The following is a 22,417-nucleotide window of genomic DNA, read 5'->3' as shown; positions in this document are numbered from 1 at the left end:
GGACCTCGGCATCACCGGGCCGGTCCTCAAGGCCATCAAGGACCTCGGGTACGAAACCCCCTCCCCCATCCAGGCCGCGACGATTCCCACGCTCCTCGCCGGCCGCGACGTGGTCGGCATGGCGCAGACCGGCACCGGCAAGACCGCCGCGTTCGCCCTCCCCGTGCTGGAGCGGCTCGATGTCGCCCAGAAGACCCCGCAGGCCCTCGTCCTCGCCCCGACCCGTGAGCTCGCGCTCCAGGTCTGCGAGGCGTTCGAGTCGTATGCCTCTCGCATGAAGGGCGTGCACGTGTTGCCCGTCTACGGCGGCCAGGGCTACGGTGTGCAGTTGTCCGCGCTCCGCCGTGGGGTGCACGTCATCGTCGGCACGCCCGGCCGCATCATGGACCACCTGGCCAAGGGAACGCTCGACCTCTCGGAGCTGCAGTACCTGGTGCTGGACGAAGCCGACGAGATGCTGAAGATGGGCTTCGCCGAGGACGTCGAACAGATCCTCGCTCAGACCCCCGAGGAGAAGCAGGTCGCCCTGTTCTCCGCCACCATGCCGGCGCAGATCCGCCGCCTCGCTCAGCAGTACCTGCGCGACCCGGAGGAGATCACGGTCAAGTCCAAGACCGCGACCAACACGAACATCACGCAGCGCTACCTCGTCGTCTCGTACGCCCAGAAGGTCGACGCCCTGACTCGCATCCTCGAGGTCGAGAACTTCGACGGGATGATCGTCTTCGTCCGCACGAAGAACGAGACCGAGACCCTCGCGGAGAAACTGCGAGCCCGCGGGTACTCCGCCGCGGCGATCAACGGCGACGTGCCGCAGGTGCAGCGCGAGCGCAGCGTCAACCAGCTCAAGGACGGCAAGCTCGACATCCTCGTCGCCACGGACGTCGCCGCCCGCGGTCTCGACGTCGAGCGCATCAGCCACGTCGTCAACTTCGACATCCCGACCGACACCGAGTCCTACGTCCACCGCATCGGACGGACCGGGCGGGCCGGTCGGACGGGCGACGCGATCAGCTTCATCACCCCGCGCGAGCGCTACCTGCTCAAGCACATCGAGAAGGCGACGCGTCAGCAGCCCACGCAGATGCAGCTGCCGAGCACCGAGGACGTGAACACGACCCGGCTCGCCCGCTTCGACGACGCGATCACGACCGCGCTCTCTGAGACGTCACGCATCGACGCGTTCCGCGACATCATCGCCCACTACGTCCGGCATCACGACGTGCCGGAGGGGGACGTCGCGGCAGCTCTCGCGGTCGTTGCCCAGGGCGCCACCCCGCTGCTGCTCGACCCGGCCGACGACGCCCTCTCCCAGGCGGTCGCCGCCGACAACCGTCCGCAACGCGAGCGCCAGACCCGGGAGCCCCGCGAGCCGCGGGAGCGCCGCGGCCGCGGCGACTACACGCCGTACCGGATCGAGGTGGGCCGACGGCACCGCGTCGAACCGCGGCAGATCGTGGGGGCGCTGGCGAACGAGGGCGGTCTGGGCCGCGACGACTTCGGAGCGATCACGATCCGCCCGGACTTCTCGATCGTCGAGCTGCCCGCGAACCTCGACTCCGCCGTACTGGACAAGCTCCGCGACACCCGCATCTCGGGACGGTTGATCGAGATCGCACCCGACCGCGGCCCCGGGGCACGACGGGGTTCGTCCTCGCGCGACGGCGACGGCCGTGGACGTCCGTCCCGATACGACCGTGACGAGCGCCCGACGCGCCGCGACCGCGAGGAGAAGCCGTTCCGGAAGCCGCGTCACAAGGCCTGAACAGGCAGACGATGCGCATCGACCGCGCCGGCAGGGACGACGTCTCCGCGCTCGCCCGGCTCAAGTGGCAGGACGTTCCCGCGGACCTGACGGCGGGTCGATCGCTGGCGCCCTTCACCGAGGAGCTCGGCGCGTGGTGGGACGCCCACCGGCGCACCCACGTGGCCTTCGTGGCGCGCCTCGACGACGACGAACGCGTCGTCGGCGCGGCCTGGGTCGCCCTCGTGCCCCGCGTGCCGCGACCAGGCGCGCCCGACCGCATCTCGGCCGATCTGCAGAGCGTGTTCGTGATGCCGGAGTATCGCGGGCGGGGCGCGGGCCGGGGACTCGTCGCCGCCGCCTGCGCACACGCCGTGTCGGTCGGAGCCGAGCGGGTCACCGTGCATTCGAGCGACGCCGCCCTCGACCTCTATCGCGGACTCGGCTTCGCAGACTCCCCGCGGCTCCGGCAGTTCCTCGCCCCGACAACCGCCGCGCCCGAGACCGCCTGACCGTCAACCCAGCGCGTCAGGACCCTCCGTCACCAGGACGTGGAACTGAGCGGCGTCGAGGATGCGGATACCCAACTCCTCCGCCTTCGCGAGCTTGGAACCGGCCCCCGGCCCCGCGGCTACGAAATCGGTCTTCTTCGAGACGCTCGAGGCAGCCTTGCCACCCGCCTTGATGATCGCCTCCTGCGCGCCTTCACGGGTGTACCCGTCGAGCGACCCGGTCGCCACCACCGTGAGCCCGTCCAGCACGCCGCCGGCCGCCACCGCACCTCCCGGTCCGGGGTGGCCCGGTGTCGCCCACTGCACGCCGGCCTCTGCCCATCGCTGAACGATCTCCTGATGCCAGTCGACCTCGAACCATGCCCGCAGCGAGTCGGCGATGATGCCGCCGACCCCCTCGACAGCAGCCAGCTCCTCTCGTGACGCCGCTCGGATCGCCTCGAGCGATCCGAACCACTGCGCGAGCGCGCGTGCGGCGACCGGCCCGACGTGCCGGATGTTGAGGGCGACGAGGAGCCGCCAAAGGTCTTTGGTCTTCGCCTTCTCCAGCTCCGCGAGCAGGGTCAGCGCCTGGGAAGACGGCTGCGGACCATCCAGGCCCGACTTCTTCTCGGCCGCGGTCGGGTTGCGTCGGAACGGCGCCCGGGTCTTCACGAGACCGTCGTCGTCCTCTCGCGGCAGGCCGGTCTCGGCATCACGCACGACGACCTCGATGGGCACGAGCTGCTCCAGCGTGAGGGCGAAGAGACCGGCCTCGGTGATCAGAGGGGGCTCAGCCGGTCTCGTCGGCTGAGTCAGCGCGGCCGCGGTGACCTCCCCGAGGGCCTCGACATCGAGCGCTCCACGGGAACCGATGTGCTCCACACGTCCGCGCACCTGCGCTGGGCACGACCGCGCGTTCGGACACCGAAGGTCGATGTCACCCTCCTTCATGGCGCGCAGTGGCGTACCGCACTCGGGGCAGTCGGCGGGCATGACGAACTCCCGTTCGGTCCCGTCCCGCTTCTCGACCACGGGCCCCAGTACCTCGGGGATCACATCTCCGGCCTTGCGCAGCACCACCGTGTCGCCGATGAGCACGCCCTTGGCCTTGACCACGTCCTTGTTGTGGAGCGTGGCCTGACGGACAACGGATCCGGCGACGTGAGCCGGCGCCATGACCGCGAACGGTGTCGCCCGACCGGTGCGCCCGACGGAGACGACGATATCGAGGAGCTTCGTCTGTACCTCCTCCGGTGGGTACTTGTACGCGATCGCCCAGCGGGGTGCCCGACTCGTCGCTCCGAGCTCGTCGTGCAGGTCGAGTTCATCGACCTTCACCACGATTCCATCGAGTTCGTGCTCGATGTCGTGCCGGTGCTCGCCGTAGTGCTCCACGAAGGCCACCACCTCGTCGATGCTGCGACACACCTTGGTGTGCGGACTGGTCGGTAGCCCCCACTCGGCGAGCAGCTCGTAGACCTGGCTCTGCGCGGCGACCGGCGGGTTCGTCCACGCGCCGATGCCGTGCACGTAGAGCGCGAGCGACTCGATGCGCAGAAGACCCGCTTCGAGCTCCAGGCCATCCTTCTTGTCGATCTGCTGACGCAGGCCGCCACTGGCCGCGTTACGGGGGTTCGCGAAAGCCGGGAAACGCCGCGCCGCCGCGGTACGCGCCTTCTCTTCGTCGAACGGCTTCTTCACCCCGCCCCTGGCTTCCCAGCGCGCGAGGGCGTCCGCGAAGGCACGGTCACGGAACGCCGCCTGCGCCGCGTTGAGACGCTCGAACGCGGCGACCGGAATGAAGACCTCACCGCGGACCTCGACGATCGGCGGGTGTCCTTCGCCGGCGAGCCGCTCCGGTATCTCGGGGAGCCGGAGCGCGTTCTCCGTGACGATCTCGCCGACCCGCCCATCGCCGCGGGTCGCGGCCGACGTCAGCACGCCGTTCTCATAGCGCAGGTTGATCGCAAGACCGTCGATCTTGAGCTCGGTCAGCCAGTCCACGTCACGCCCCGCGGCCGCCCGTGTCTTCTGGGCCCACTCGCGCAGTTCGTCGATCGAGAAGACGTTGTCGAGGCTGAGCATGCGCTCGGCGTGCTCGATGGTCGCGAGCCCGGTCGCCTCGGCGGCGCCGACCATCTGCGTCGGGGAGTCCTGCCCCTGCAGCTCGGGGTGCAGGCGTTCGAGCTCTTCCAGACGCCGCATCCAGCCGTCGTACGTCGCGTCGTCGACGAGCGACGTGTCACGCCCGTAGTACGCGTCCTTCGCCTCGAGGATGCGAGTCGTCAGCTCCGTGGCCTCGCTGCGGGCGTCTTCCAGTGAGATGTTCTCCGGCACTCCGTCAGTCTAGGAGCGGGGACCGACATGCGTCGGGATCAGACGCCGACCGGGACCGCCGAGACCGTGGAATCGATCGTGAACTGGCCGAGCACCCGAGTGCCGATGTAGAGCACGGCGGTCTGTCCTGGCGCGACGCCGTCGAGCGGGGTGTCCGGGACGACGCGCACGCCCCCGGGCGTCACGGTGGCCGTGGCCGGGACAGGCTCGGCGTGCGCGCGGATCTGCACGTCACACGCGAACTCCGACACACTCGGCGCGGCGCCGGCCCAGCTGAAGCGTTCCCCGGCGATCTCCGCGATCGCCAAGGCTTCCTTGGGGCCGACGACCACCGTGTTCGACACCGGCCGGACCTCGAGTACGAAACGGGGCTTCCCGTCCGCCGCCGGGACACCGAGCTTGAGCCCGCGCCGCTGCCCCACGGTGAACGCATGAGCGCCCTCGTGCTCGCCGACGACAGCACCCGTGCGGTCGACGATCTCACCGGTGGCCGTACCGACCTTCTCCGCCAACCAGCCCCGGGTGTCGCCGTCGGGGATGAAGCAGATGTCGTGGCTGTCCGGCTTCTGGGCAACACTGAGGCCGCGCTGCTCCGCCTCGGCCCGCACGATCGCCTTCGAAGGTGTGGTGCCGAGCGGGAAGTACGTGTGTGCGAGCTGCTCCGCCGTCAGGACGCCGAGCACATAGGACTGGTCCTTCGCGTTGTCCGAGGCTCGGTGCAGCTCCAGCCCCTCCGGACCGTCGACGAGCGTCGCATAGTGCCCGGTGCAGACCGCATCGAAGCCGAGCTCCAGGGCACGCTCCAAGAGGGCCGCGAACTTGATCTTCTCGTTGCATCGCATGCACGGATTGGGGGTGCGACCCGCACGGTACTCGGCGACGAAGTCGTCGATCACGTCATCGCGGAAGCGCTCGGAGAAGTCCCATACGTAGAAAGGGATGCCGAGGAGGTCGGCGGCGCGGCGAGCGTCCAGGGCATCCTCGATCGTGCAGCAGCCGCGGCTCCCGGTGCGCAGCGTGCCCCCGGCGCGGGAGAGCGCGAGATGGACGCCGACGACGTCGTGGCCCGCTTCGACGGCGCGTGCGGCCGCCACGGCGGAGTCCACGCCACCGCTCATGGCCGCAAGGATTCGCATGGCACCAGTCTACGAGCGCGTGGCTGCACGGGACCCGGATGCCCGCACGTACGCCTCCCCGATCGCCGCGAGCACGGCGTCGACATCGGCCTCCGTCGAGGGGCGACCCAGGGAGAAGCGCAGGACACTCCGGGCGTCCGTCTCGCTCCGGCCCATGGCCATCACGACGTGCGAGGGCTCGGCGACGCCTGCCTGACAGGCAGAGCCGGTGGAGGCGGACACCCCGGCCAGATCGAGCAGGAAGAGCAGGCTCTCCCCGACGGCGCCGGGGAACAGCAGGTGCGCCGTGCCGGGGAGGCGGTGATCGGGGTCGCCCAGCAGCTCTGCTGCGGGAACGCGTTCACGGACGCCCTCGACGAGGCGGTCACGGAGCCGACCAAGGCGAACCTCCTCCGCCTCGCGCTCTCGTTCAGCCAGTTCGATCGCCGTCGCCAGCGCCGCGGCTCCCGGGACATCCTGTGTGCCCGCGCGCAGACCCCGCTGTTGGCCACCGCCGCGCAGCAGGGGCGTCAGCCGCGCGGATCGTGCGGCGACGAGCGCACCCACCCCCACCGGTGCACCGATCTTGTGCCCGGCGACGCTGAGCGCCACCAGCCCGACCCCGTCGGCCGCGACGCCCCGCAGCTCGCGGAACGAGAGGGGGACGTGGCCGAGCGCGGCCACGGCGTCGAGGTGCAGCGGCACGCCGGCATCGGCGGCGGCCGAAGCCAGCGCACCCGCGTCGTTGACCGTCCCGGTCTCGTTGTTCGCGACGAGCGCCGTGGCGAACGCCGCGCCCGGCAACGCCGCGACGAAGCGATCCACATCGATGCGCGACAGCGCGGAGATCGCCACGGCCCTGACCTCGGCCCCCTCGTCGACGAGGGCGGCGACGGTGTCCATCGTCGCGTGGTGCTCACCGTCCGGCAGCACGACGGCGGCCGTCCCCGGAAGGCGCGACCGCCATAGGCCCTGAAGGGCGAGGTTGATCGACTCCGTACCGCCGGAGGTCAGCACCACCTCGATGGGGTCGGCGTCGAGCACCGCCGCCACGCGTTCCCGTGACTCCTCCAGCATGCGGCGGGCGTCCTGTCCGGCACCGTGCGTCGACGAGGCGTTGCCGACGACCGCCGACGCCTCCAGCCAGGCATCCCGGGCCTCGGGGCGCAGCGGCGTGGTCGCCGCATGGTCGAGATAGTGGCGCATGCTTCGATTCTCCCCCGGATCCGGTGCTCGACGGTCGGCCTTCCCGGTCGGGACCGCGTGCGCCCTGTCATGAGACTGAAATGCAACACGCTCTAGGGTGTACTCATGCCTGAGTCCCGCGTCTCCGTCGTGCCCGGTGGTTCGGTCCTCGACGACCTCGGCGTGCGCCTGCACGACGGCGGGGGCACGCTTCGGGTGTGGTCCCGGAACGCCGCTGCCGTCGAGCTCGTGGTCTTCGACACGACCGACCTCGACTGGGTGGTGGACCAGGCAGCCCTCGAACGCAGGCCAGGCGGCGTCTGGGAGGTCACGACGCCACTGCTGCAGCCGGGTGTGAGGTACGCGCTCCGTGTCGAGGGTCCGCACGGCCCCGGGAACACGTTCAACCCGGAGACCCTCCTCCTCGACCCGTACGCGCGGGGACTCGCGCAGGGACACGGCTACCAGGACTGGCGCGGAGTGGTCATCGAGGACGGCTTCGACTGGGGCGGGTCGAGAAAGCCGCGCATCCCGGTGGACCGCACGATCATCTACGAGGGCCATCTGAAGGGCTTGACCAAGCGCCACCCCGACATCCCGCCGGCGCTCCACGGGACCTATGCGGGTCTCGCGCATCCCGCCATGATCGCGTACCTCCAGACCCTCGGCGTGACGTCGGTGGAGCTCCTCCCGGTCCACGCCTTCGTTCCGGAGCCGCGGCTCCTGGAGCGCGGGCTGACGAACTACTGGGGCTACAACACGCTGAACTACTTCACGCCGCACACCGCCTACGCGACGGAGAGCGCCAGGAAGCGCGGACCGGAGGCGGTCATCGCGGAGTTCAAGGGCATGGTGCGCCTGCTGCACGAGGCGGGCCTCGAGGTGATCCTGGACGTCGTCTACAACCACACGTCGGAGGAGGGCATCGGCGGGCCGCGGTCCAGTCTCCGTGGCATCGACAACGCGAGCTACTACCGGCAGGACGAGACCGGCGCCTACATCGACACCACGGGATGCGGCAACACGCTCAACACCGCGACCGACGCCGGAGCCCGCCTCGTCCTCGACTCGCTGAGGTATTGGGCAGAGGAGATGCAGGTCGACGGGTTCCGGTTCGACTTGGCGACGGCGCTCGCGCGCGATGCCGCCCACACCTACACGCCGGAGCACCCCCTCCTGACGGCCATCGCCGCCGACCGCGTGCTCGCGGAGTCCAAGCTCATCGCCGAACCGTGGGACGTCGGGCTCGGCGGCTGGCAGACCGGGAACTTCCCCTCGGGCTGGCACGAGTGGAACGACCGGTACCGCGATCGGGTGCGCAACTTCTGGCTGAGTGACATCGACTACGCGCGCAGAGCCTCGGCGCCCGTCGGGATCGGCGGTTTCGCCACTCGGCTGGCAGGCTCGTCCAACACGTTCAGCGAGGACCGCGGGCCACTCGCGAGCGTCAACTTCGTCACGGCCCACGATGGCTTCACCCTCCATGACCTCGTCTCGTACGACGTCAAGCACAACGAGGCGAACGGCGAGCACAACCGCGACGGCGCCGATCTGAACCGCTCCTTCAACCACGGCGTCGAGGGCCCGACCGACGACCCCGCGATCCTCGCCGCCCGTCGGAAGGCGATGCGCAACCTCCTCGGTACCCTGCTCCTTTCGGCAGGGATTCCGATGCTCACGGCGGGTGACGAGGTGGGTCGAACCCAGCGCGGCAACAACAACGCCTACGCCCAGGACTCCCCCGTTTCCTGGCTGTCATGGGAGTCCAAGCCGTGGCAGGACGACCTCCGGGCTCACGTGACGCGCCTCATCCGGCTCCGGCAGGACAACCCGGCGCTGCGCCCCTGTCGCTATGCGCGCCTCGGCGAGCACATTCCCAACGCATCGGTCATGGACTGGTACGACCAGGACGGTGCCACCATGGAGTCGGGCCAGTGGACGGACCCGGGCAACCGCACGCTCCAATACGTCGCCGCGTCGACGCCCGACAAGGAAGCCGCCAACCGCATCCTGCTGATCGTGCACGGCACGGAGGCCCCGATCGACGTCCGGCTGCCCGAGGCGATCGACGGGGCGACCCGGTTCGTCTCGCTCTGGTCCAGCGCCGACGAGCGTCCCTCCGAGACCGAGGAGATCTTCGCCCCGGGTGAGGTCCTTCCGGTTCCCGGTACCTCGATGCGCCTGTTCCGCGTCGAGTGATATCACGGTTTGGCGTCCGGGTCGAGCGGTAGGCCGCCCGCACGCCCGAGCGGTAGATTCGGCGTGTGAGTCCACGTGGTGAAACCCCGCCCTCGGTTCTGCGGAGCCCTGTTCAGATCCCGGCGCGCGTCTCCGGGGCCGACAGATCGGGAGCCCTGCGCACCACCCGCATCCCTCTGATCGACGGCACCCCTGCCGTCCCCGGAGGCTTCCCCGCCAAGGCGTTCTCCGGCGAGGTCGTGCCGTTCAGCGTCGTGGCCTTCCGCGAGGGACACGATCTCATCGGGGTGCATCTCCGGCTGACCGCGCCGACCGGGGAAGAGAGCCTCCACCGGCTGACTCCGCGCGCCGATGGAACCGACCGATGGGGCGCCGAGATCGCCCTCGATGCCGTGGGGCTCTGGCACTACCGGTTCGAGGCGTTCTCCGACGACTTCGCGACCTGGGCGCACGCCGCTCACGTCAAGGTCGCTGCCGGAGTGGACGTCCCGGTGATGGCGGCGCTCGGGGAGGAGCTGCTCCGCAGGGCGGCAGCCGAGAAGGACCGACCCGCGGCGCAGCGCACCCGTCTGCGCGCCCGTGCCGACGTCCTGAAGACCGGCGACGCCGCCACCACGGCCGCGCTCGCCGTTGACGAGGAGCTCGCGACGATCTTCCGTGAGCGGCCGGTGACCACCCTGCGCTCCGCCTCCACGGAGCAGCTCCTTCGCGTCGAACGCACGCGAGCGGGCGTCGGAGCATGGTATGAGTTCTTCCCCCGGTCGGAGGGCGCACGCCGGCTGAAGGACGGCACGGTCCGCAGCGGAACGTTCCGCACCGCCGCGAAGCGCTTGCCCGGCGTCGCCCGCATGGGGTTCGACGTGATCTACCTCGTCCCCATCCACCCGATCGGCACCACCAATCGCAAGGGTCGCAACAACACGCTCGTGGCCGAGCCAGGCGACCCGGGCTCGCCCTATGCCATCGGTTCCGCGGAGGGTGGTCACGATGCCATCCATCCGGACCTCGGCACCGCGCAGGACTTCCGTGCGTTCGTGCGCGCGGCACGGAAGGAGGGGTTGGAGGTCGCCCTGGACCTCGCGCTGCAGGCCTCCCCCGACCACCCGTGGGTCCGCGACCATCCGGAGTGGTTCACGACCCTCCCCGACGGCACCATCGCCTACGCCGAGAACCCGCCCAAGAAGTACCAGGACATCTACCCGCTCAACTTCGACAACGACCCGGAGGGCATCGCGGCCGAGATGCTCCGTGTCGTCCGGCACTGGGTGGGCGAGGGTGTGCGCATCTTCCGCGTCGACAACCCGCATACCAAGCCGCTCCGGTTCTGGGAGTGGCTGATCGCCACCGTGAACGAGACCGACCCCGACGTCATCTTCCTCGCCGAGGCGTTCACCCGCCCCGCCGTGATGCGCGCGCTCGCCGCGGTCGGATTCCAGCAGAGCTACAGCTACTTCACCTGGCGGAACACCAAGGCCGAGCTGGAGGAGTTCCTCACGTCGATCTCGCACGAGACCGCGGACTACATGCGCCCGAACCTCTTCGTGAACACGCACGACATCCTCACGGAATACCTCCAGTTCGGCGGACGCGCTGCATACCGCATCCGCGCCTGCATCGCGGCCACGGCAGGGCCCGTCTACGGCGTGTACGCAGGATACGAGCTCGTCGAGAACGTGGCGCGACCCGGCTCCGAAGAGAACATCGACAACGAGAAGTACGAGTACAAGTTCCGCGATTGGACGGGGGCCGAGGAGCGAGGCGAGTCCCTGGCTCCACTGCTGCGTCGGCTGAACGAGATCCGCGCCGCCCACCCCGCGCTGCGGCAGCTCCGCAACCTCGAGCTCCACTGGAGCGACGACGACGCGATCCTCGTGTACAGCAAGCATCTCGATGCGGCCTTCACCGGAACGGGGCTCCCCGACACCCTCATCGTCGTGGCGAACGTCGATCCGCACTCGGTGCGGGAGACCACCGTCCACCTCGACACCACACGGTGGGGCGTGCCGCTCGGCGAGCAGTTCGAGGTGGAGGATCTCCTCACCGGCAGCGTCTGGACCTGGAGCGACCACAATTACGTGCGGCTCGACGCGTTCGCCGAGCCCGTCCACATCCTGAAGGTGAGGGAGCGCGCATGAGCCGCATCGAGGCGACATCGGACGGTGACTGGCAGGCGGTCGCGGCCGCTGAGCACCACAACCCGCACGCGCTGCTCGGCGTGCATCCGGCCAAAGACGCCGCCGACCGGACCGTCACCACGATCCGGGTCCGCCGACCTCTCGCCGAGGCCGTGGCAGCGGTCTTCGGAGACGGCAGCCGGCTGACCCTGGCCCATGCCGCGCACGGCATCTGGGAGGGCACCCATCCCGGACCGCCTCTCCCCTACCGCATCGCGACGCGCTACCGCGACGAGGAGGAAGTCGTCGCCGGCGACCCGTACCGGCACTCGCCGACGCTCGGAGATCTCGACGTTCACCTGATCGCGGAGGGCCGCCACGAGCGACTCTGGGAGGTGCTCGGGGCGCACCATCGGACGCACGGCGACGAGCAGGGCGTATCGTTCGCCGTCTGGGCACCCAACGCCACCGCGGTTCGGCTCGTCGGCGACCACAACGGCTGGAACGGGGAGACCCATGCCATGCGCTCTCTCGGCGCCAGCGGCATCTGGGAGCTCTTCGTACCGGGGCTCTCCGTCGGGACCCGGTACAAGTACCAGATCCGGACGCGAAGCGGCGCCTGGATTCTCAAGGCCGACCCGATGGCCCAGGCGGCGCAGGTCCCGCCCGAGACGGCATCGGTCGTGACCGCATCGAAGTACGTCTGGGAGGATGGCGCATGGATGACCCGTCGTGCCGCGACCCACGCCGTCGCCCAGCCGCTGTCGGTGTACGAGGTGCACGTCGGATCCTGGCGGGGTGGTCTCGGGTACCGCGAGATGGCGGACCCGTTGATCGCGCACGTCCAGGAGACGGGCTTCACGCATGTCGAGTTCATGCCGCTCGCCGAGCACCCGTTCGGCGGATCCTGGGGCTACCAGGTCAGCGGCTACTACGCGCCGACGAGCCGTTACGGCTCCCCCGACGACCTGCGTCACCTGATCGATCGCCTTCACCAGGCGGGCATCGGCGTCATCATGGACTGGGTGCCGGGGCACTTCCCCAAGGACGACTTCGCTCTGGCTCGGTTCGACGGCCAGCCGCTGTACGAGCACCCCGACCCTCGCCGCGGTGAGCACCAGGACTGGGGCACTCTGATCTTCGACTACGGCCGTCCCGAGGTCCGCGGCTTCCTCGTCGCGAACGCCCTCTACTGGTTCGAGGAGTTCCACGTCGACGGGCTGCGGGTGGACGCCGTCGCCTCGATGCTCTACCTGGACTACTCGCGCCGGGAAGGCGAGTGGGAGCCGAACATCCATGGCGGCCGGGAGAACCTCGAGGCCATCCGTTTCCTGCAGGAGGTCAATGCGACGTCGTATCGGCTCCACCCGGGGATCCTGATGATCGCCGAGGAGTCGACGAGCTTCCCCGGCGTCACGGCGCCGACCGACCACGCCGGCCTCGGATTCGGCTTCAAGTGGAACATGGGGTGGATGAACGACTCCCTGCAGTACATCGGCCGGGACCCGATGTACCGCGCGCACCACGAGGGCGAGATGACGTTCTCCTTCGTCTACGCGTTCGGTGAGAACTACGTCCTGCCCATCAGCCACGACGAGGTCGTGCATGGGAAGGGCAGCCTCCTGTCCAAGATGCCCGGCGACCACTGGCACAAGCTCGCGAACGTCCGCGCGTTCCTCGCCTACATGTGGGGGCACCCGGGCAAGAAGCTCCTGTTCATGGGGCAGGAGTTCGGACAGCTCGCCGAGTGGTCCGAGGGCCGTGAGCTGGACTGGTGGCTCCGCGATCAGCCGTCGCACGCCCAGTTGCAGGACTTCGTCGCCGCGATGAACGGTGTCTACCGCGTGCAGGCGCCACTCTGGGAGCGCGACAACGATGGTTCCGGCTTCACGCGTCTCGGGGCGCCTTCCTGGGATCCGTCCGTCATCGCCTTCGAGCGGCGTGATGCGCACGGTGGCCGTCTCGTCGTCGTCAGCAACTTCGCCGGGGTGGAACGCACCGGCTACCGGCTCGCGATGCCCCGCGAGGGCGTGTGGCAGGAGATCCTCAACACCGACGCCGCCGCGTACGGGGGACGCGGATCAGGCAATCTCGGGATGGTGGTCGCCGAGTCCGACGGCGCGGGCGCATCGACGGCCTCGATCACTCTGCCCGCGTTGTCGACGCTCTGGCTTCGTCACCAGTCCGAACCGCATGTGCCCACCGTGAACAACGGCTGACGGGCGACTTCCGCGCCCGGGGGCGGTTCACGCGGAGACTCAGAAAAGCAGCGAGGAGAGCCGGTTGCGGGCCGCCACGACGCGAGGGTCGCTCGCCCCGATGAGGCCGAAGAGTTCGACGAGGCGCTCGCGCACGGGAGCGCGCTCGTCGGAGGGCAGCTGCGCGAACAGGTCGAGCAGACGCCCGAAGGCGTCGTCGACGTGCCCGCCGGCGAGGTCGAGGTCAGCGACGTCGAACTGGGCCTGCACGTCCAGCGGAGCCTCAGCCGCCGCGGCACGCGCCGCCTGCAGGTCGAGCCCCTGGACGCGGTCCAGCAGCCGGACCTGACCGAGGCCCGCGATGGCGTCCTCGTCTCGCGGGTTCTCCGCGAGTGCCTTCTCGTATGCCGTGATCGCCGCGCGGTAGTCGCCGCGCTCGATGGCTGCGAACGCTTCCGCATGCAGCGGGGGAAGCTCGGGCTCCGCGGGGGCTGTGCCTTCCTCCGCATCGCCGCCGCCGACCGGCAGGGTCCCGGAGACGCCGTTCTGTGCTGCGACCTGCAGCAGCTGCGCGAAGACATCGCGCACCTGCTGCTCCGGGACCGCACCGGTGAACATCGGGACCGGCTGACCGGCGATGAGTGCGACGACCATGGGAATCGACTGCGCGCGGAAGCTCTGCGCGAGCTGCGGGTTCGCGTCGACGTCGACCTTGGCCAGCAACACGCGACCGCCGAGCTCCCGCGTGACCTTCTCGATGATCGGGCTGAGCTGCTTACAGGGCCCGCACCACTCCGCCCAGAGGTCGACGACGACCGGCACCGTACGGGAGAGCTCCAGGACCTGGCCGAAGTTCTCGTCGGTGGCATCCACCACCACATCGGTCACCGGTGTACCGGCGGGGGCGGGGGCGGCACCGGCAGGAGCGGACGGACGGTTGCGCAGGCTCGACAGGTCGACGGCACCGCGCAGCGCGGCGGGAGAGATCTCACTCACTTGATCACCTTCACGGACACGAGGTCCTGGCGCGAGGCCAGGAGCCGGATCTGCTCGCTCGACCCCTGGGACGGGACGGCGAAGAACAGCTGGAACTCATAGGTCGTCTCGGCGCCCTTCGCGGATTCGTTGGCACCGGTCAGAGCCTTCGCCTCCTTGTTGTCGCCGAAGCGGATGACGACGTCCGAGGACGTCGGCGTGATCGTCTCAACGTCCAGCACCGAGACAGCGACGATGGCGCCGCTGTCGAGCGTCGTCATCGACACAGGATCAGCGTCGGTGGGCTTCATGTCGAACGCGGCCTTCGAGGTCTTGGCCGCTCCCGCATCCGCGAGCCCCTGCACCAGGGTCTGGCGGCTGTCCCTGATCGAGGTGGCGAGGGTGAGCGCGAGGTCGTCGAACATCCCATAGGAGGCGCTCTTCTCCCCGTTGTCGACGACGTCGGCGAACGCGGCCGCGACCTCGTTCGGCGGCACGGAGAGGAAGGCGGAGTCGGCCGGGACGAGGGAGGTGCCCAGCCAGCTCGCTGCGACCTCGGGGAACGCCGCGTCGGCCGACATCTCGGCCATGTTCGTGACCTTGTAGTTCGCCCACGGGTCCGCCTGCGTCATGGTGAGCAGGACCGGGGGCACCGTGTCGTCGCCGGTGCTCTTCGAGAGCATCAGGACGGTGCGCGGCCAGCGGTCCGTCGCCTCCGGGAGGACGACCTCCACATCGTCGGTCGGGATCGCCGCGGGCACCGGTCGGTCGGTCAGCTTCTCTCGCAGCGTGTACTCCGTGGCTCGCGTCTGCAGCGGCGCACCGTCCAGGCGGGTGGCCGCGAGGTCGATGTCCTTCGCCTCGTCCGCCTGCACGAGCGTGTCCGAGACTTCCTGCAGGATCCGGTCGGCCTGCGACTCCGTGACCGCGGGCGGCTTCTGGTTCTCCGGTGCGATCACGGTCGGAGTGGGGGACGGCGACGCCGAAGCATCCCCGAACTGCGGCCAGGACTCAGCCGTGCATCCGGCGGCAAGGAGTGCCGTAAGGCCGAGAGCGGGAAGGGCGAGCAGTCGCCGGCGGCGTCCCTGAGGCGTTCCGCGCATGGTGGTCTTCCCGTCCGTCTGCTTCTCGTCGACGATCTCCGCGTCCTCCTCGCCAGCTCCCGACTGCGGTGCGTCACCGTCCGGGGCCTCCAGCGCCTCGCGCTCGGCGGGCGGGAGAGCCGCGACGTCGATGGGCTGGGTCGTGGGGAGCGGACCGGGGCCCTTCCGGCGCGGACCGCGGCCACGGCGCTGGTGGCGGATCGCCAGGACGTAGAGGACGAGGCCGACCAGCAGGACGATCCCGCCCGCCACCATCAGCGGCCCGGCCAGCGGTGTGCTCTGGTCCAGGGGCCAGGACACGACGATGTCGTCGGGAGCATCCTTCGTACCGTCGTACGCGATCAGCACGCTCGTGCCCTCCGGCAGCTGCATGTTGTCGGTGGTGAGGAAGTTCTCCTCGCTGAAGGAGTCCAGCCACAGATCGGATCCGGAGGGGTTCCGACCGGCAGGCTCCTCATCCCCCTCCTCCGGCGCGGGGGTCTCGCCCGCATCTTCTGCGGCCGGGGCCGACACGTGCTCCACGACGAGCTCATCCTCGTCTCCGACGGACACGTGGTTGTAGTCAGAGTCCGAGAGCCATGCCTCCACGTCGGCGGTGCGACCGTAGCTGGTGAAGATCTCGCCCTCGCCGCGGATGAGCAGCTCCTGGGCGCCCGGGTTCAGGCGCAGCACGTCGCCGTCCAGGAGGACGAACGGAGCCGGCTCCTCGATGTCGACCTGGGCCTGCTGCGACGAGGGGCCGACGAAGATGGTGCGCTGGGCGATCCCCGCACCGATCAGCACGGCAGCCAGCACGAAGGCCACGACGGCCCATACGAAACGCACGAATAGTCTCCTCACGCATCGCGGCTTCCCGCCCGCGATGCCACACTCGACATTTCAGACTAGCGAAGTCACCTGTGTGTTGACCACGAGGGCACTCCCCTGGCCCCGCCCGGCACGTCGGCGATGTCCGAGGGCTCGGCATGGGTAGCCTTGCTGCAGCCGTCCCGAGGAGTCTGCATGAAGATCCACAGCCCGTTTCGCACCGCCCTCGTGGCGACACTCGGCGTGGGCCTCGGCATCGTCCTGATCAACAGCGTGCAGACGCTCTCGACCGTGCTGCTGTACGTCGGCACCGCCCTGTTCCTCAGCCTCGGGCTCGATCCGCTCGTCACGTTCCTCGAGCGCCGACGCCTGCCGCGCTGGCTCGCGGTGCTGACCACGATCCTCGCGGTGCTGGCCGTCTTCGTCGGCATCGTCCTCATCGTGCTCCCGGTGCTCGTCGAGCAGATCTCTCAGCTCATCGCGCAGATCACGACGATCGTGCAGCAGGGCACGACCGATGACCTCAAGAGCTGGATCCAAGAGCTGTTCCCCAACCTGCGCGTCGACGACGTCTTCGCCTACGTCGAGGACTGGCTGGCGACGAACCTCGCGGAGATCGGCGGATCGATCGGCCAAGGCGTCCTCGTCGCGAGCGGCGCAGTGCTCAGCGGGGTGTTCGGCGCATTCATCATCCTGATCTTGACCATCTACCTCACGGCTTCGACGCCCTCGCTCAAGCGAGCGGTCTACCAGCTCGTGCCTGCTTCCAAGCGTGACCGCTTCATCGACCTGTCCGAGCAGATCACCGACTCGGTCGGCTACTACGTCATGGGTCAGGTCAGTCAGGGCGTCATCAACGGAGTCCTCAGCGCCATCTACCTGACGATCATCGACGCACCGTTCCCGGCCGTCCTCGCGGTCGTCGCGTTCTTCTTCTCACTCATCCCCCTGGTCGGCACCCTGACCGGCTCCACGATCATCGTCCTCGTGTGTCTGATCCCGGGGCTCGGCTCCCCCGGCACGGCTCTCGCCGCCGCGATCTACTACCTCATCTACATGCAGATCGAGGCGTACGTGATCTCGCCCCGTATCATGAGCCGCGCCGTGTCGGTGCCCGGGGCGGTCGTCGTCGTCGCGGCCCTCGCCGGTGGCAGCCTGCTCGGCCTGCTGGGTGCCCTCATCGCGATCCCCGTGGCAGCCAGCATCCTCATCCTCTACCGGCAGGTGCTGATCCCCCGCATGAACGAGAGGTGAAGCAGCCGCTGCGTGTCAGCCGCCCGCGGGCCAGTGCGTCGGCAGCGGGAGCGCCGACGGGTTCACGGCCGCGACGATCTCGGTGAGCACCCGCCGGGTCTGCGTCTCCCCACCCACAGATGCTTCCCGCCCTCGACGGCGATCAACTGCGCGTGCGGGATCGCGGCGAACCGCTGGCGGGCCTCCGCCGGCCTCAGATAGTCGTCGAACTCCGGCACGAGGACGATGACGCGGTGGTCGGTCCCGGCCCAGGCGGCGACTTCTTCCTCCGTTGCTCGATGCAGCGGGGGCGAGAGCAGGATGATGCCCTCGATGTCGTGATCGGCCCCGTACTTCAGCGCAAGCTCGGTTCCGAACGACCAGCCCACGAGCCACGGGCGAGGGAGGGCGCGGTCGCGGACGAAGTCCATCGCCGCGGCCACGTCGAACTCCTCGGCTCCTCCGCCGTCGAAGGCGCCGTCGCTCGTCCCGCGCGGCGACGTGGTGCCGCGGGTGTTGAAGCGGAGCACCGCGAGGTCGGCCAGCGCGGGAAGGCGCGCCGCAGCCTTGCGGAGGATGTGCGAGTCCATGAACCCACCCGCTGTCGGCAGCGGATGCAGGGTCACGAGCGTCGCGAGCGGAGCGGTCGTCTCCGGCAGCGCGAGTTCCCCGACCAGCGTGAGGCCGTCCTGAGTACGCAACTCGATGTCCTCGCGCCGCGCCGGGAGCTCCAGCGGTCCGCGGATCTCCGTGGTCATGCGATCCTCCAACAGTGGTTGTGCCAGTGCCTGCGGTCGGCCAGGGCGGCGGCCTCTCCCAGCACGCCGTCCGCGCGCCAGGTGACGAGATGCGCGGTGCCGGGCTCTACCGACCGGCCGCAGCCAGGACAGACGTATGACTTCTGCGCCTGGACCGCCGAGACGGGCTGTACCGTCCACTCGACGCCCCGACGGACCTCGGTACGCTTCCATCCGGCGAGGAGACGATCGAAGGAGTCCTCGCCCTCAGGGCGCGCGGAAGGACGTCGACGTGAGCGGGGCATGGTCCCGACTCACCACCAGTGGTTGTTGACCCAGAAGTTGTACGCGCCGGCCCAGCTGCCGTAGCGCCCCGTGGCATACCCCGTCGCCCAACGGAGATTGTCGACGGGGTTGTAGCCGTTACCGGGCACCTTGCTGCACGGCAGCGCCTGCACGAGACCGCAGGCACCGGACGAGGAGTTGGTCGCGTTCGGGTTCCAGCCGCTCTCCCGCGAGACGATGTAGTCGACGTACTGCCAGTCGCTCTGCGCGATCCCGGCCGCCGCCATCCACTCCGCAGGAGCGCCGCCGCCACTGTACGGCGGCAGACCGCCACCGCCGGACGACCCTCCCTGCGATTCCGACGACGAGGTCGTGGTCGCCGGCTTCGGCTTGGGCTTCGGCTTGGGCTTGGGTTTGACGTAGACCTCGAAGGAGCCGCGCTCCACCGGCGCGATCGTCGCGCCTTCCACGGTGACAGTGAGGTTCTGCGTGTCCGCGAGGGCGGCCGCGTAGACGGAGTCCGGCGCGTCCGTGGCGACCGGCTGCGCCAGCGCGACACCAGTGGGCGCGACCATCGCGGCGGCGAATCCGACGACGGCGAGAGAGCTGAAGACGCCGGCGACACCGCGGCGACGCGTCCAGCGTCGCGTGCCACGGGTGGCGGACGTGGCCGTCGCTGCGGGTACCAGCGCGGAGTCGCTTCGTTCGGGAATCATGTCGTTTCGGGAGTTCACGATGGAGGACAGTTTACGCATACCTGCCTGAACAGGCCATCGACGGGTTCAGCGCACCGCGAGGATGACGTCGATAGTGGCATCGAGAAGCGCGTCGACCTGCTCCTCGCGGTAGCCGCCGCGCTGCATGCGGAAGGCCGCGGAACGCAGTTGCTCGGCGGTCAGGGCGTCGCCGTCGCGCAGGTAGCGGACGATGCGCGACGTCACGTGATCGACCTCGTCCACCCGGTAGCCGTAAGTGAGGAAGCCGGTGCGAGCGAACCGCTGGCGGCGGGGACGGGCCAGGTGGTCCAGGATCACCTGCGCTTCGGCCCTGGCCTGCTCCACCCAGGCTCCTGCGCCCCGGGAACGCACCGCGCGCTCTCGTTCGCGCGCGGCGAAGGCGTCCTCGACCCGGCCGAGCGCGGCATCGACGTCCGCGACCGCGTACCCCTCCTTGACGAGCGGGAAGGAGGCCGTCCGCACGTCCTCGGCCGTGAGGTCGTCTCCGCCGGTCTCGAACGCCTGCCGCGCGGACGCGAGGAAGCTGTCCACCGCCGCGCGGTGGTACCCCTTCGTGCGCCCGCTGGTGAGCGCGAAGGCCGGTTTCGCGGAGCTCCGCGTCCGGGCGTCGGTCCGATCGTCGTTCATCGCAGCACCACCCAGGGAGAGAGGAGGAAGTACAGGCAGAGAGCCGGGATCGTGGACGGCAGGATGCTGTCCAGACGGTCCAGGAGTCCTCCATGCCCCGGAAGCCAGGAGCTCATGTCCTTGATGCCGAGGTCGCGCTTGAGCATCGACTCGCCGAGGTCGCCGAGCGTCGCCGAGAGGAGGATGGCGCCGCCGAAGAGCACCCCACCCCACCACGGGAGATCGAGCAGGAACATCGCCAGGAGGACACCGGCCGCCAGGGAGGCGACGACGGCACCGCCGAAGCCCTCCCACGTCTTCTTCGGACTGATCCGCGGAGCCATCGGGTGCCGACCGAACGCGAGACCAGCCGCGTAGGCGCCCGTGTCGGCCGCCACGGCGATCGCGATGAAGCTGAGGACCCACCACTGACCGCCCTCCTGCTCGAGCAGGATGAGCGCGACCCCGGCGAGGAAGGGAACGTAGATCTGCACGAAGCCGCCGATGACGGCATCCGTGAGCACGTCACCGTATGTCCGGCCGTCCTTGGCGACCATCTGTGCGAGCAAGCGCCAGACGATCACGAAGGCGACCGAGACGAACAGCATCACCCAGCTCAGCCAGGGCTCGGCGAAGTAGGCCGACAGCACGAGGAAAGCGGCGGCGACCAGCTGCGGGATCACATCGACGCGTCGGCCGGCGGCGCGCAGGGCGCGGGTCAGTTCATAGACGCCCAGCAGAGCGGCCGCCAGCGCGAACGGCACGAACAGCGCCTTGATGAACAGCAGCGATCCGAGGAGCGCCGCACCGAAGGCGAGTCCGATCAGGATCGCGAGGACGAGGTCCCGGCCGGTGCGCTGCTTGATGCGCTCGTTGGCTTGATCGAGCTGATCGCGCGCATGCGAGACATGAGTACCGAACTCGTCCCGCGCCTGGCGCCACTGCTCGCGGATCGCGTTGTGGTCCGCGGTATCAAGCCGTGAGGCCGTGCCCGACGTGCCGGGCGGGGGCAGCGGCGGCCGCGGAGGCACGGCCGCGGCGTCGAACGCCGGGAAGGCGGCATCCGCCAGCGGGGCTCCGCCCGCGGTCCCGTCTTTCGGCACCGCCTCCGGGCGGGACACCGGCGATTCCCCCTCGGCGCCTCGCGATTCGTCGGACATACGGGCTACACCTCGAGGAGTTCGGCCTCTTTGCGCTTCAGCGCGTCGTCGATGAGGTCGACGTGCTGGCGGGTCAGAGCGTCCAGCTCCTTCTCACCGCGAGCGATCTCGTCCTCGCCGAGCTCGCTCTTCAGACCGTCGAGCTCGTCCTTCGCCTTCCGGCGGATGCCGCGAACGTGGACCTTCGCGTCCTCGGCCTTCGACTTGACGAGCTTGACGTACTCCTTGCGACGCTCCGCCGTCAGCTCCGGCATCGTGACACGAACGAGATTGCCGTCGTTCGTCGGGTTCGCACCGAGGTTCGGCATGTCTCGGATGGCCTGCTCGATCGCCTTCAGGGCCGACTTGTCGTACGGCGTGATGATCAGCGTCCGTGCCTCCTGGTTGGCCAACGAGGCGAGCTGCGCGAGCGGCGTCGGCGTGCCGTAGTAGTCGACCAGCACCTTCTGGAAGAGCTGCGGGTTCGCACGACCGGTGCGCACCGTGGAGAAGTCCTCCTTGGCAGCCTCGACAGCCCGGGACATACGGGTGGTGGTTTCAGCGAGGACGTCCGCGATCACGGTAGCTCCTATCGTCGGGGTGTTCTGGAAATTCTATCGGGAGCGGGGTCCCGTCCCGTGCAGGCGCTCAGGCCGTGACGAGCGTGCCAATGGCCTCGCCCAAGAGTGCACGGGTCACGTTGCCCGCCGGCTCCATGCCGAAGACCCGCATGTCCATGTTGTTGTCCATGCAAAGGCTGAACGCCGTCGAATCCACGACCTTGAGGCCCTGCTGGAGCGCATCACGGTAGGTCACGCGGTCGATGCGCTCGGCGTCGGCGTGCTTGTTCGGGTCGGCGGTGTAGATCGCGTCGACACCGTTCTTGGCGACGAGGACCTCCTGCGCGCCGATCTCCAGCGCCCGCTGCGCGGCGACGGTGTCGGTGGAGAAGTACGGGAGCCCGGCCCCCGCGCCGAAGATGACCACGCGGCCCTTCTCCATGTGACGCTCGGCGCGTCGCGGGATGTAGGGCTCGGCGACCTGAGTCATCGAGATCGCCGACTGCACGCGCGTCGCGGCGCCCGCCTGCTCCAGGAAGTCCTGCAGGGCGAGGGCGTTCATCACGGTGCCGAGCATGCCCATGTAGTCGGCACGTCCCCGGTCCATGCCGCGCTGGCTGAGCTCCGCGCCGCGGAAGAAGTTGCCGCCACCGACGACGACAGCGACCTCGACGCGGTCGACCGCGGCGGCGATCTCCCGCGCCATCTGGCTGACCACGTCGGGGTTGACGCCGAGCTGCCCGGCGCCGAACGCCTCTCCGGAGAGCTTGAGGAGGACGCGACGGCGTCCGGTGCGTTCAGTCATGGGGGATGTCCTCTCGTCCCGATTCAAGATAGTGCCTGGTGGGC

17 protein-coding genes and 1 pseudogene are annotated in these 22,417 nt (G+C 69.5%); 6 read left to right on the top strand and 12 right to left on the bottom strand.

What is annotated here, in order from left to right; all coding sequences use genetic code 11:
* Positions 1 to 118 precede the first annotated feature (118 nt).
* Together FY549_RS12070 and FY549_RS12065 are read left to right on the top strand one after the other, a co-directional pair.
* Positions 119 to 1,765 carry a DEAD/DEAH box helicase gene (locus FY549_RS12070; protein WP_262380938.1) on the top strand — a complete coding sequence of 549 codons (1,647 nt, stop codon included), beginning with the start codon at positions 119 to 121 and terminating at the stop codon, positions 1,763 to 1,765.
* A gap of 11 nt (positions 1,766 to 1,776) precedes the next feature.
* The gene (locus tag FY549_RS12065; RefSeq protein WP_149085238.1) at positions 1,777 to 2,256 is read left to right on the top strand and encodes a GNAT family N-acetyltransferase; all 480 of its coding nucleotides are present in this window, start codon (positions 1,777 to 1,779) and stop codon (positions 2,254 to 2,256) included.
* A gap of 3 nt (positions 2,257 to 2,259) precedes the next feature.
* On the opposite strand, the gene ligA is transcribed toward FY549_RS12065, so the two are convergent.
* Genes ligA through FY549_RS12050 form a run of 3 tightly spaced genes read right to left on the bottom strand, consistent with a single transcriptional unit; the run spans position 2,260 to position 6,896 of the window.
* Positions 2,260 to 4,575: an NAD-dependent DNA ligase LigA gene (gene ligA / locus FY549_RS12060; protein ID WP_149085237.1), complete on the bottom strand. Its 2,316-nt coding sequence runs from the start codon at positions 4,573 to 4,575 to the stop codon at positions 2,260 to 2,262.
* Positions 4,576 to 4,613: 38 nt separating this feature from the next.
* A complete protein-coding gene (mnmA, locus tag FY549_RS12055; RefSeq protein WP_149085236.1) occupies positions 4,614 to 5,711 on the bottom strand; it encodes a tRNA 2-thiouridine(34) synthase MnmA in 1,098 nt (365 codons plus the stop codon).
* 9 nt (positions 5,712 to 5,720) lie between these two features.
* Positions 5,721 to 6,896 carry a cysteine desulfurase family protein gene (locus FY549_RS12050; RefSeq protein ID WP_149085235.1) on the bottom strand — a complete coding sequence of 392 codons (1,176 nt, stop codon included), beginning with the start codon at positions 6,894 to 6,896 and terminating at the stop codon, positions 5,721 to 5,723.
* Between the two features lie 105 nt (positions 6,897 to 7,001).
* Between FY549_RS12050 and glgX the strand changes: the two genes are divergently transcribed.
* The 3 genes from glgX to glgB all read left to right on the top strand — a co-directional run bounded on the left by glgX (position 7,002) and on the right by glgB (position 13,407).
* Complete coding sequence (gene glgX, locus FY549_RS12045) at positions 7,002 to 9,074, top strand: glycogen debranching protein GlgX (protein WP_149085234.1); 2,073 nt, start codon at positions 7,002 to 7,004, stop codon at positions 9,072 to 9,074.
* Positions 9,075 to 9,139: 65 nt separating this feature from the next.
* Entirely contained in the window at positions 9,140 to 11,209 is a 2,070-nt protein-coding gene (locus FY549_RS12040) for an alpha-1,4-glucan--maltose-1-phosphate maltosyltransferase (RefSeq protein ID WP_149085233.1), read from the top strand.
* On the top strand, positions 11,206 to 13,407 hold the full coding sequence (gene glgB, locus FY549_RS12035; protein ID WP_149085232.1) for a 1,4-alpha-glucan branching protein GlgB: 2,202 nt from the start codon (positions 11,206 to 11,208) through the stop codon (positions 13,405 to 13,407). The genes FY549_RS12040 and glgB overlap by 4 nt, the downstream gene beginning before the upstream one ends.
* 39 nt (positions 13,408 to 13,446) lie before the next feature.
* Here glgB and FY549_RS12030 read toward each other — a convergent pair whose 3' ends face one another.
* A complete protein-coding gene (locus FY549_RS12030; protein ID WP_149085231.1) occupies positions 13,447 to 14,382 on the bottom strand; it encodes a tetratricopeptide repeat protein in 936 nt (311 codons plus the stop codon).
* Entirely contained in the window at positions 14,379 to 16,289 is a 1,911-nt protein-coding gene (locus tag FY549_RS12025; RefSeq protein ID WP_149085230.1) for a glycosyl transferase, read from the bottom strand. The genes FY549_RS12030 and FY549_RS12025 overlap by 4 nt, the downstream gene beginning before the upstream one ends.
* Positions 16,290 to 16,466: 177 nt before the next feature.
* On the opposite strand from FY549_RS12025, the gene FY549_RS12020 reads away from it, so the two are divergent.
* Positions 16,467 to 17,525: an AI-2E family transporter gene (locus FY549_RS12020; protein WP_149085229.1), complete on the top strand. Its 1,059-nt coding sequence runs from the start codon at positions 16,467 to 16,469 to the stop codon at positions 17,523 to 17,525.
* A 15-nt stretch (positions 17,526 to 17,540) separates the two neighbouring features.
* Here the strand turns inward: FY549_RS12020 and FY549_RS12015 are convergent.
* The 7 genes and pseudogenes from FY549_RS12015 to pyrH all read right to left on the bottom strand — a co-directional run bounded on the left by FY549_RS12015 (position 17,541) and on the right by pyrH (position 22,373).
* Positions 17,541 to 18,262, bottom strand: a pseudogene (locus FY549_RS12015) (alpha/beta hydrolase).
* Positions 18,259 to 18,546 carry a hypothetical protein gene (locus FY549_RS16775; protein ID WP_149085228.1) on the bottom strand — a complete coding sequence of 96 codons (288 nt, stop codon included), beginning with the start codon at positions 18,544 to 18,546 and terminating at the stop codon, positions 18,259 to 18,261. The pseudogene FY549_RS12015 and the gene FY549_RS16775 overlap by 4 nt, the downstream one beginning before the upstream one ends.
* 9 nt (positions 18,547 to 18,555) lie before the next feature.
* A complete protein-coding gene (locus tag FY549_RS12005; RefSeq protein WP_259613979.1) occupies positions 18,556 to 19,260 on the bottom strand; it encodes a lytic transglycosylase domain-containing protein in 705 nt (234 codons plus the stop codon).
* Positions 19,261 to 19,308: 48 nt separating this feature from the next.
* On the bottom strand, positions 19,309 to 19,890 hold the full coding sequence (locus FY549_RS12000) for a DivIVA domain-containing protein (RefSeq protein WP_149085226.1): 582 nt from the start codon (positions 19,888 to 19,890) through the stop codon (positions 19,309 to 19,311).
* Positions 19,887 to 21,029, bottom strand: coding sequence for a phosphatidate cytidylyltransferase (locus tag FY549_RS11995; RefSeq protein WP_187614862.1), 1,143 nt, complete (start codon positions 21,027 to 21,029; stop codon positions 19,887 to 19,889). Before FY549_RS11995 ends, FY549_RS12000 begins: the two co-directional genes overlap by 4 nt.
* A 5-nt stretch (positions 21,030 to 21,034) precedes the next feature.
* The gene (gene frr, locus FY549_RS11990; RefSeq protein WP_060922801.1) at positions 21,035 to 21,589 is read right to left on the bottom strand and encodes a ribosome recycling factor; all 555 of its coding nucleotides are present in this window, start codon (positions 21,587 to 21,589) and stop codon (positions 21,035 to 21,037) included.
* Positions 21,590 to 21,656: 67 nt separating this feature from the next.
* The gene (gene pyrH, locus FY549_RS11985) at positions 21,657 to 22,373 is read right to left on the bottom strand and encodes a UMP kinase (RefSeq protein WP_149085225.1); all 717 of its coding nucleotides are present in this window, start codon (positions 22,371 to 22,373) and stop codon (positions 21,657 to 21,659) included.
* Positions 22,374 to 22,417: the final 44 nt, after the last annotated feature.

Source organism: Microbacterium sp. 1S1, from assembly GCF_008271365.1.
GTDB lineage: Bacteria > Actinomycetota > Actinomycetes > Actinomycetales > Microbacteriaceae > Microbacterium.
Note: the sequence above shows the minus strand (reverse complement) of the source record. Positions and strands in the feature narration are given on the sequence as shown.

Coding starts and splice junctions, on each gene's coding strand:
- FY549_RS12070 (WP_262380938.1), top strand. CDS start 119: ATGGCGCAGACCGGCACCGGCAAGACCGCCGCGTTCGCCCTCCCCGTG.
- FY549_RS12065 (WP_149085238.1), top strand. CDS start 1,777: ATGCGCATCGACCGCGCCGGCAGGGACGACGTCTCCGCGCTCGCCCGG.
- mnmA (WP_149085236.1), bottom strand. CDS start 5,711: ATGCGAATCCTTGCGGCCATGAGCGGTGGCGTGGACTCCGCCGTGGCG.
- FY549_RS12050 (WP_149085235.1), bottom strand. CDS start 6,896: ATGCGCCACTATCTCGACCATGCGGCGACCACGCCGCTGCGCCCCGAG.
- glgX (WP_149085234.1), top strand. CDS start 7,002: ATGCCTGAGTCCCGCGTCTCCGTCGTGCCCGGTGGTTCGGTCCTCGAC.
- glgB (WP_149085232.1), top strand. CDS start 11,206: ATGAGCCGCATCGAGGCGACATCGGACGGTGACTGGCAGGCGGTCGCG.
- FY549_RS12020 (WP_149085229.1), top strand. CDS start 16,467: ATGAAGATCCACAGCCCGTTTCGCACCGCCCTCGTGGCGACACTCGGC.
- FY549_RS16775 (WP_149085228.1), bottom strand. CDS start 18,546: ATGCCCCGCTCACGTCGACGTCCTTCCGCGCGCCCTGAGGGCGAGGAC.
- FY549_RS12000 (WP_149085226.1), bottom strand. CDS start 19,890: ATGAACGACGATCGGACCGACGCCCGGACGCGGAGCTCCGCGAAACCG.
- FY549_RS11995 (WP_187614862.1), bottom strand. CDS start 21,029: ATGTCCGACGAATCGCGAGGCGCCGAGGGGGAATCGCCGGTGTCCCGC.
- pyrH (WP_149085225.1), bottom strand. CDS start 22,373: ATGACTGAACGCACCGGACGCCGTCGCGTCCTCCTCAAGCTCTCCGGA.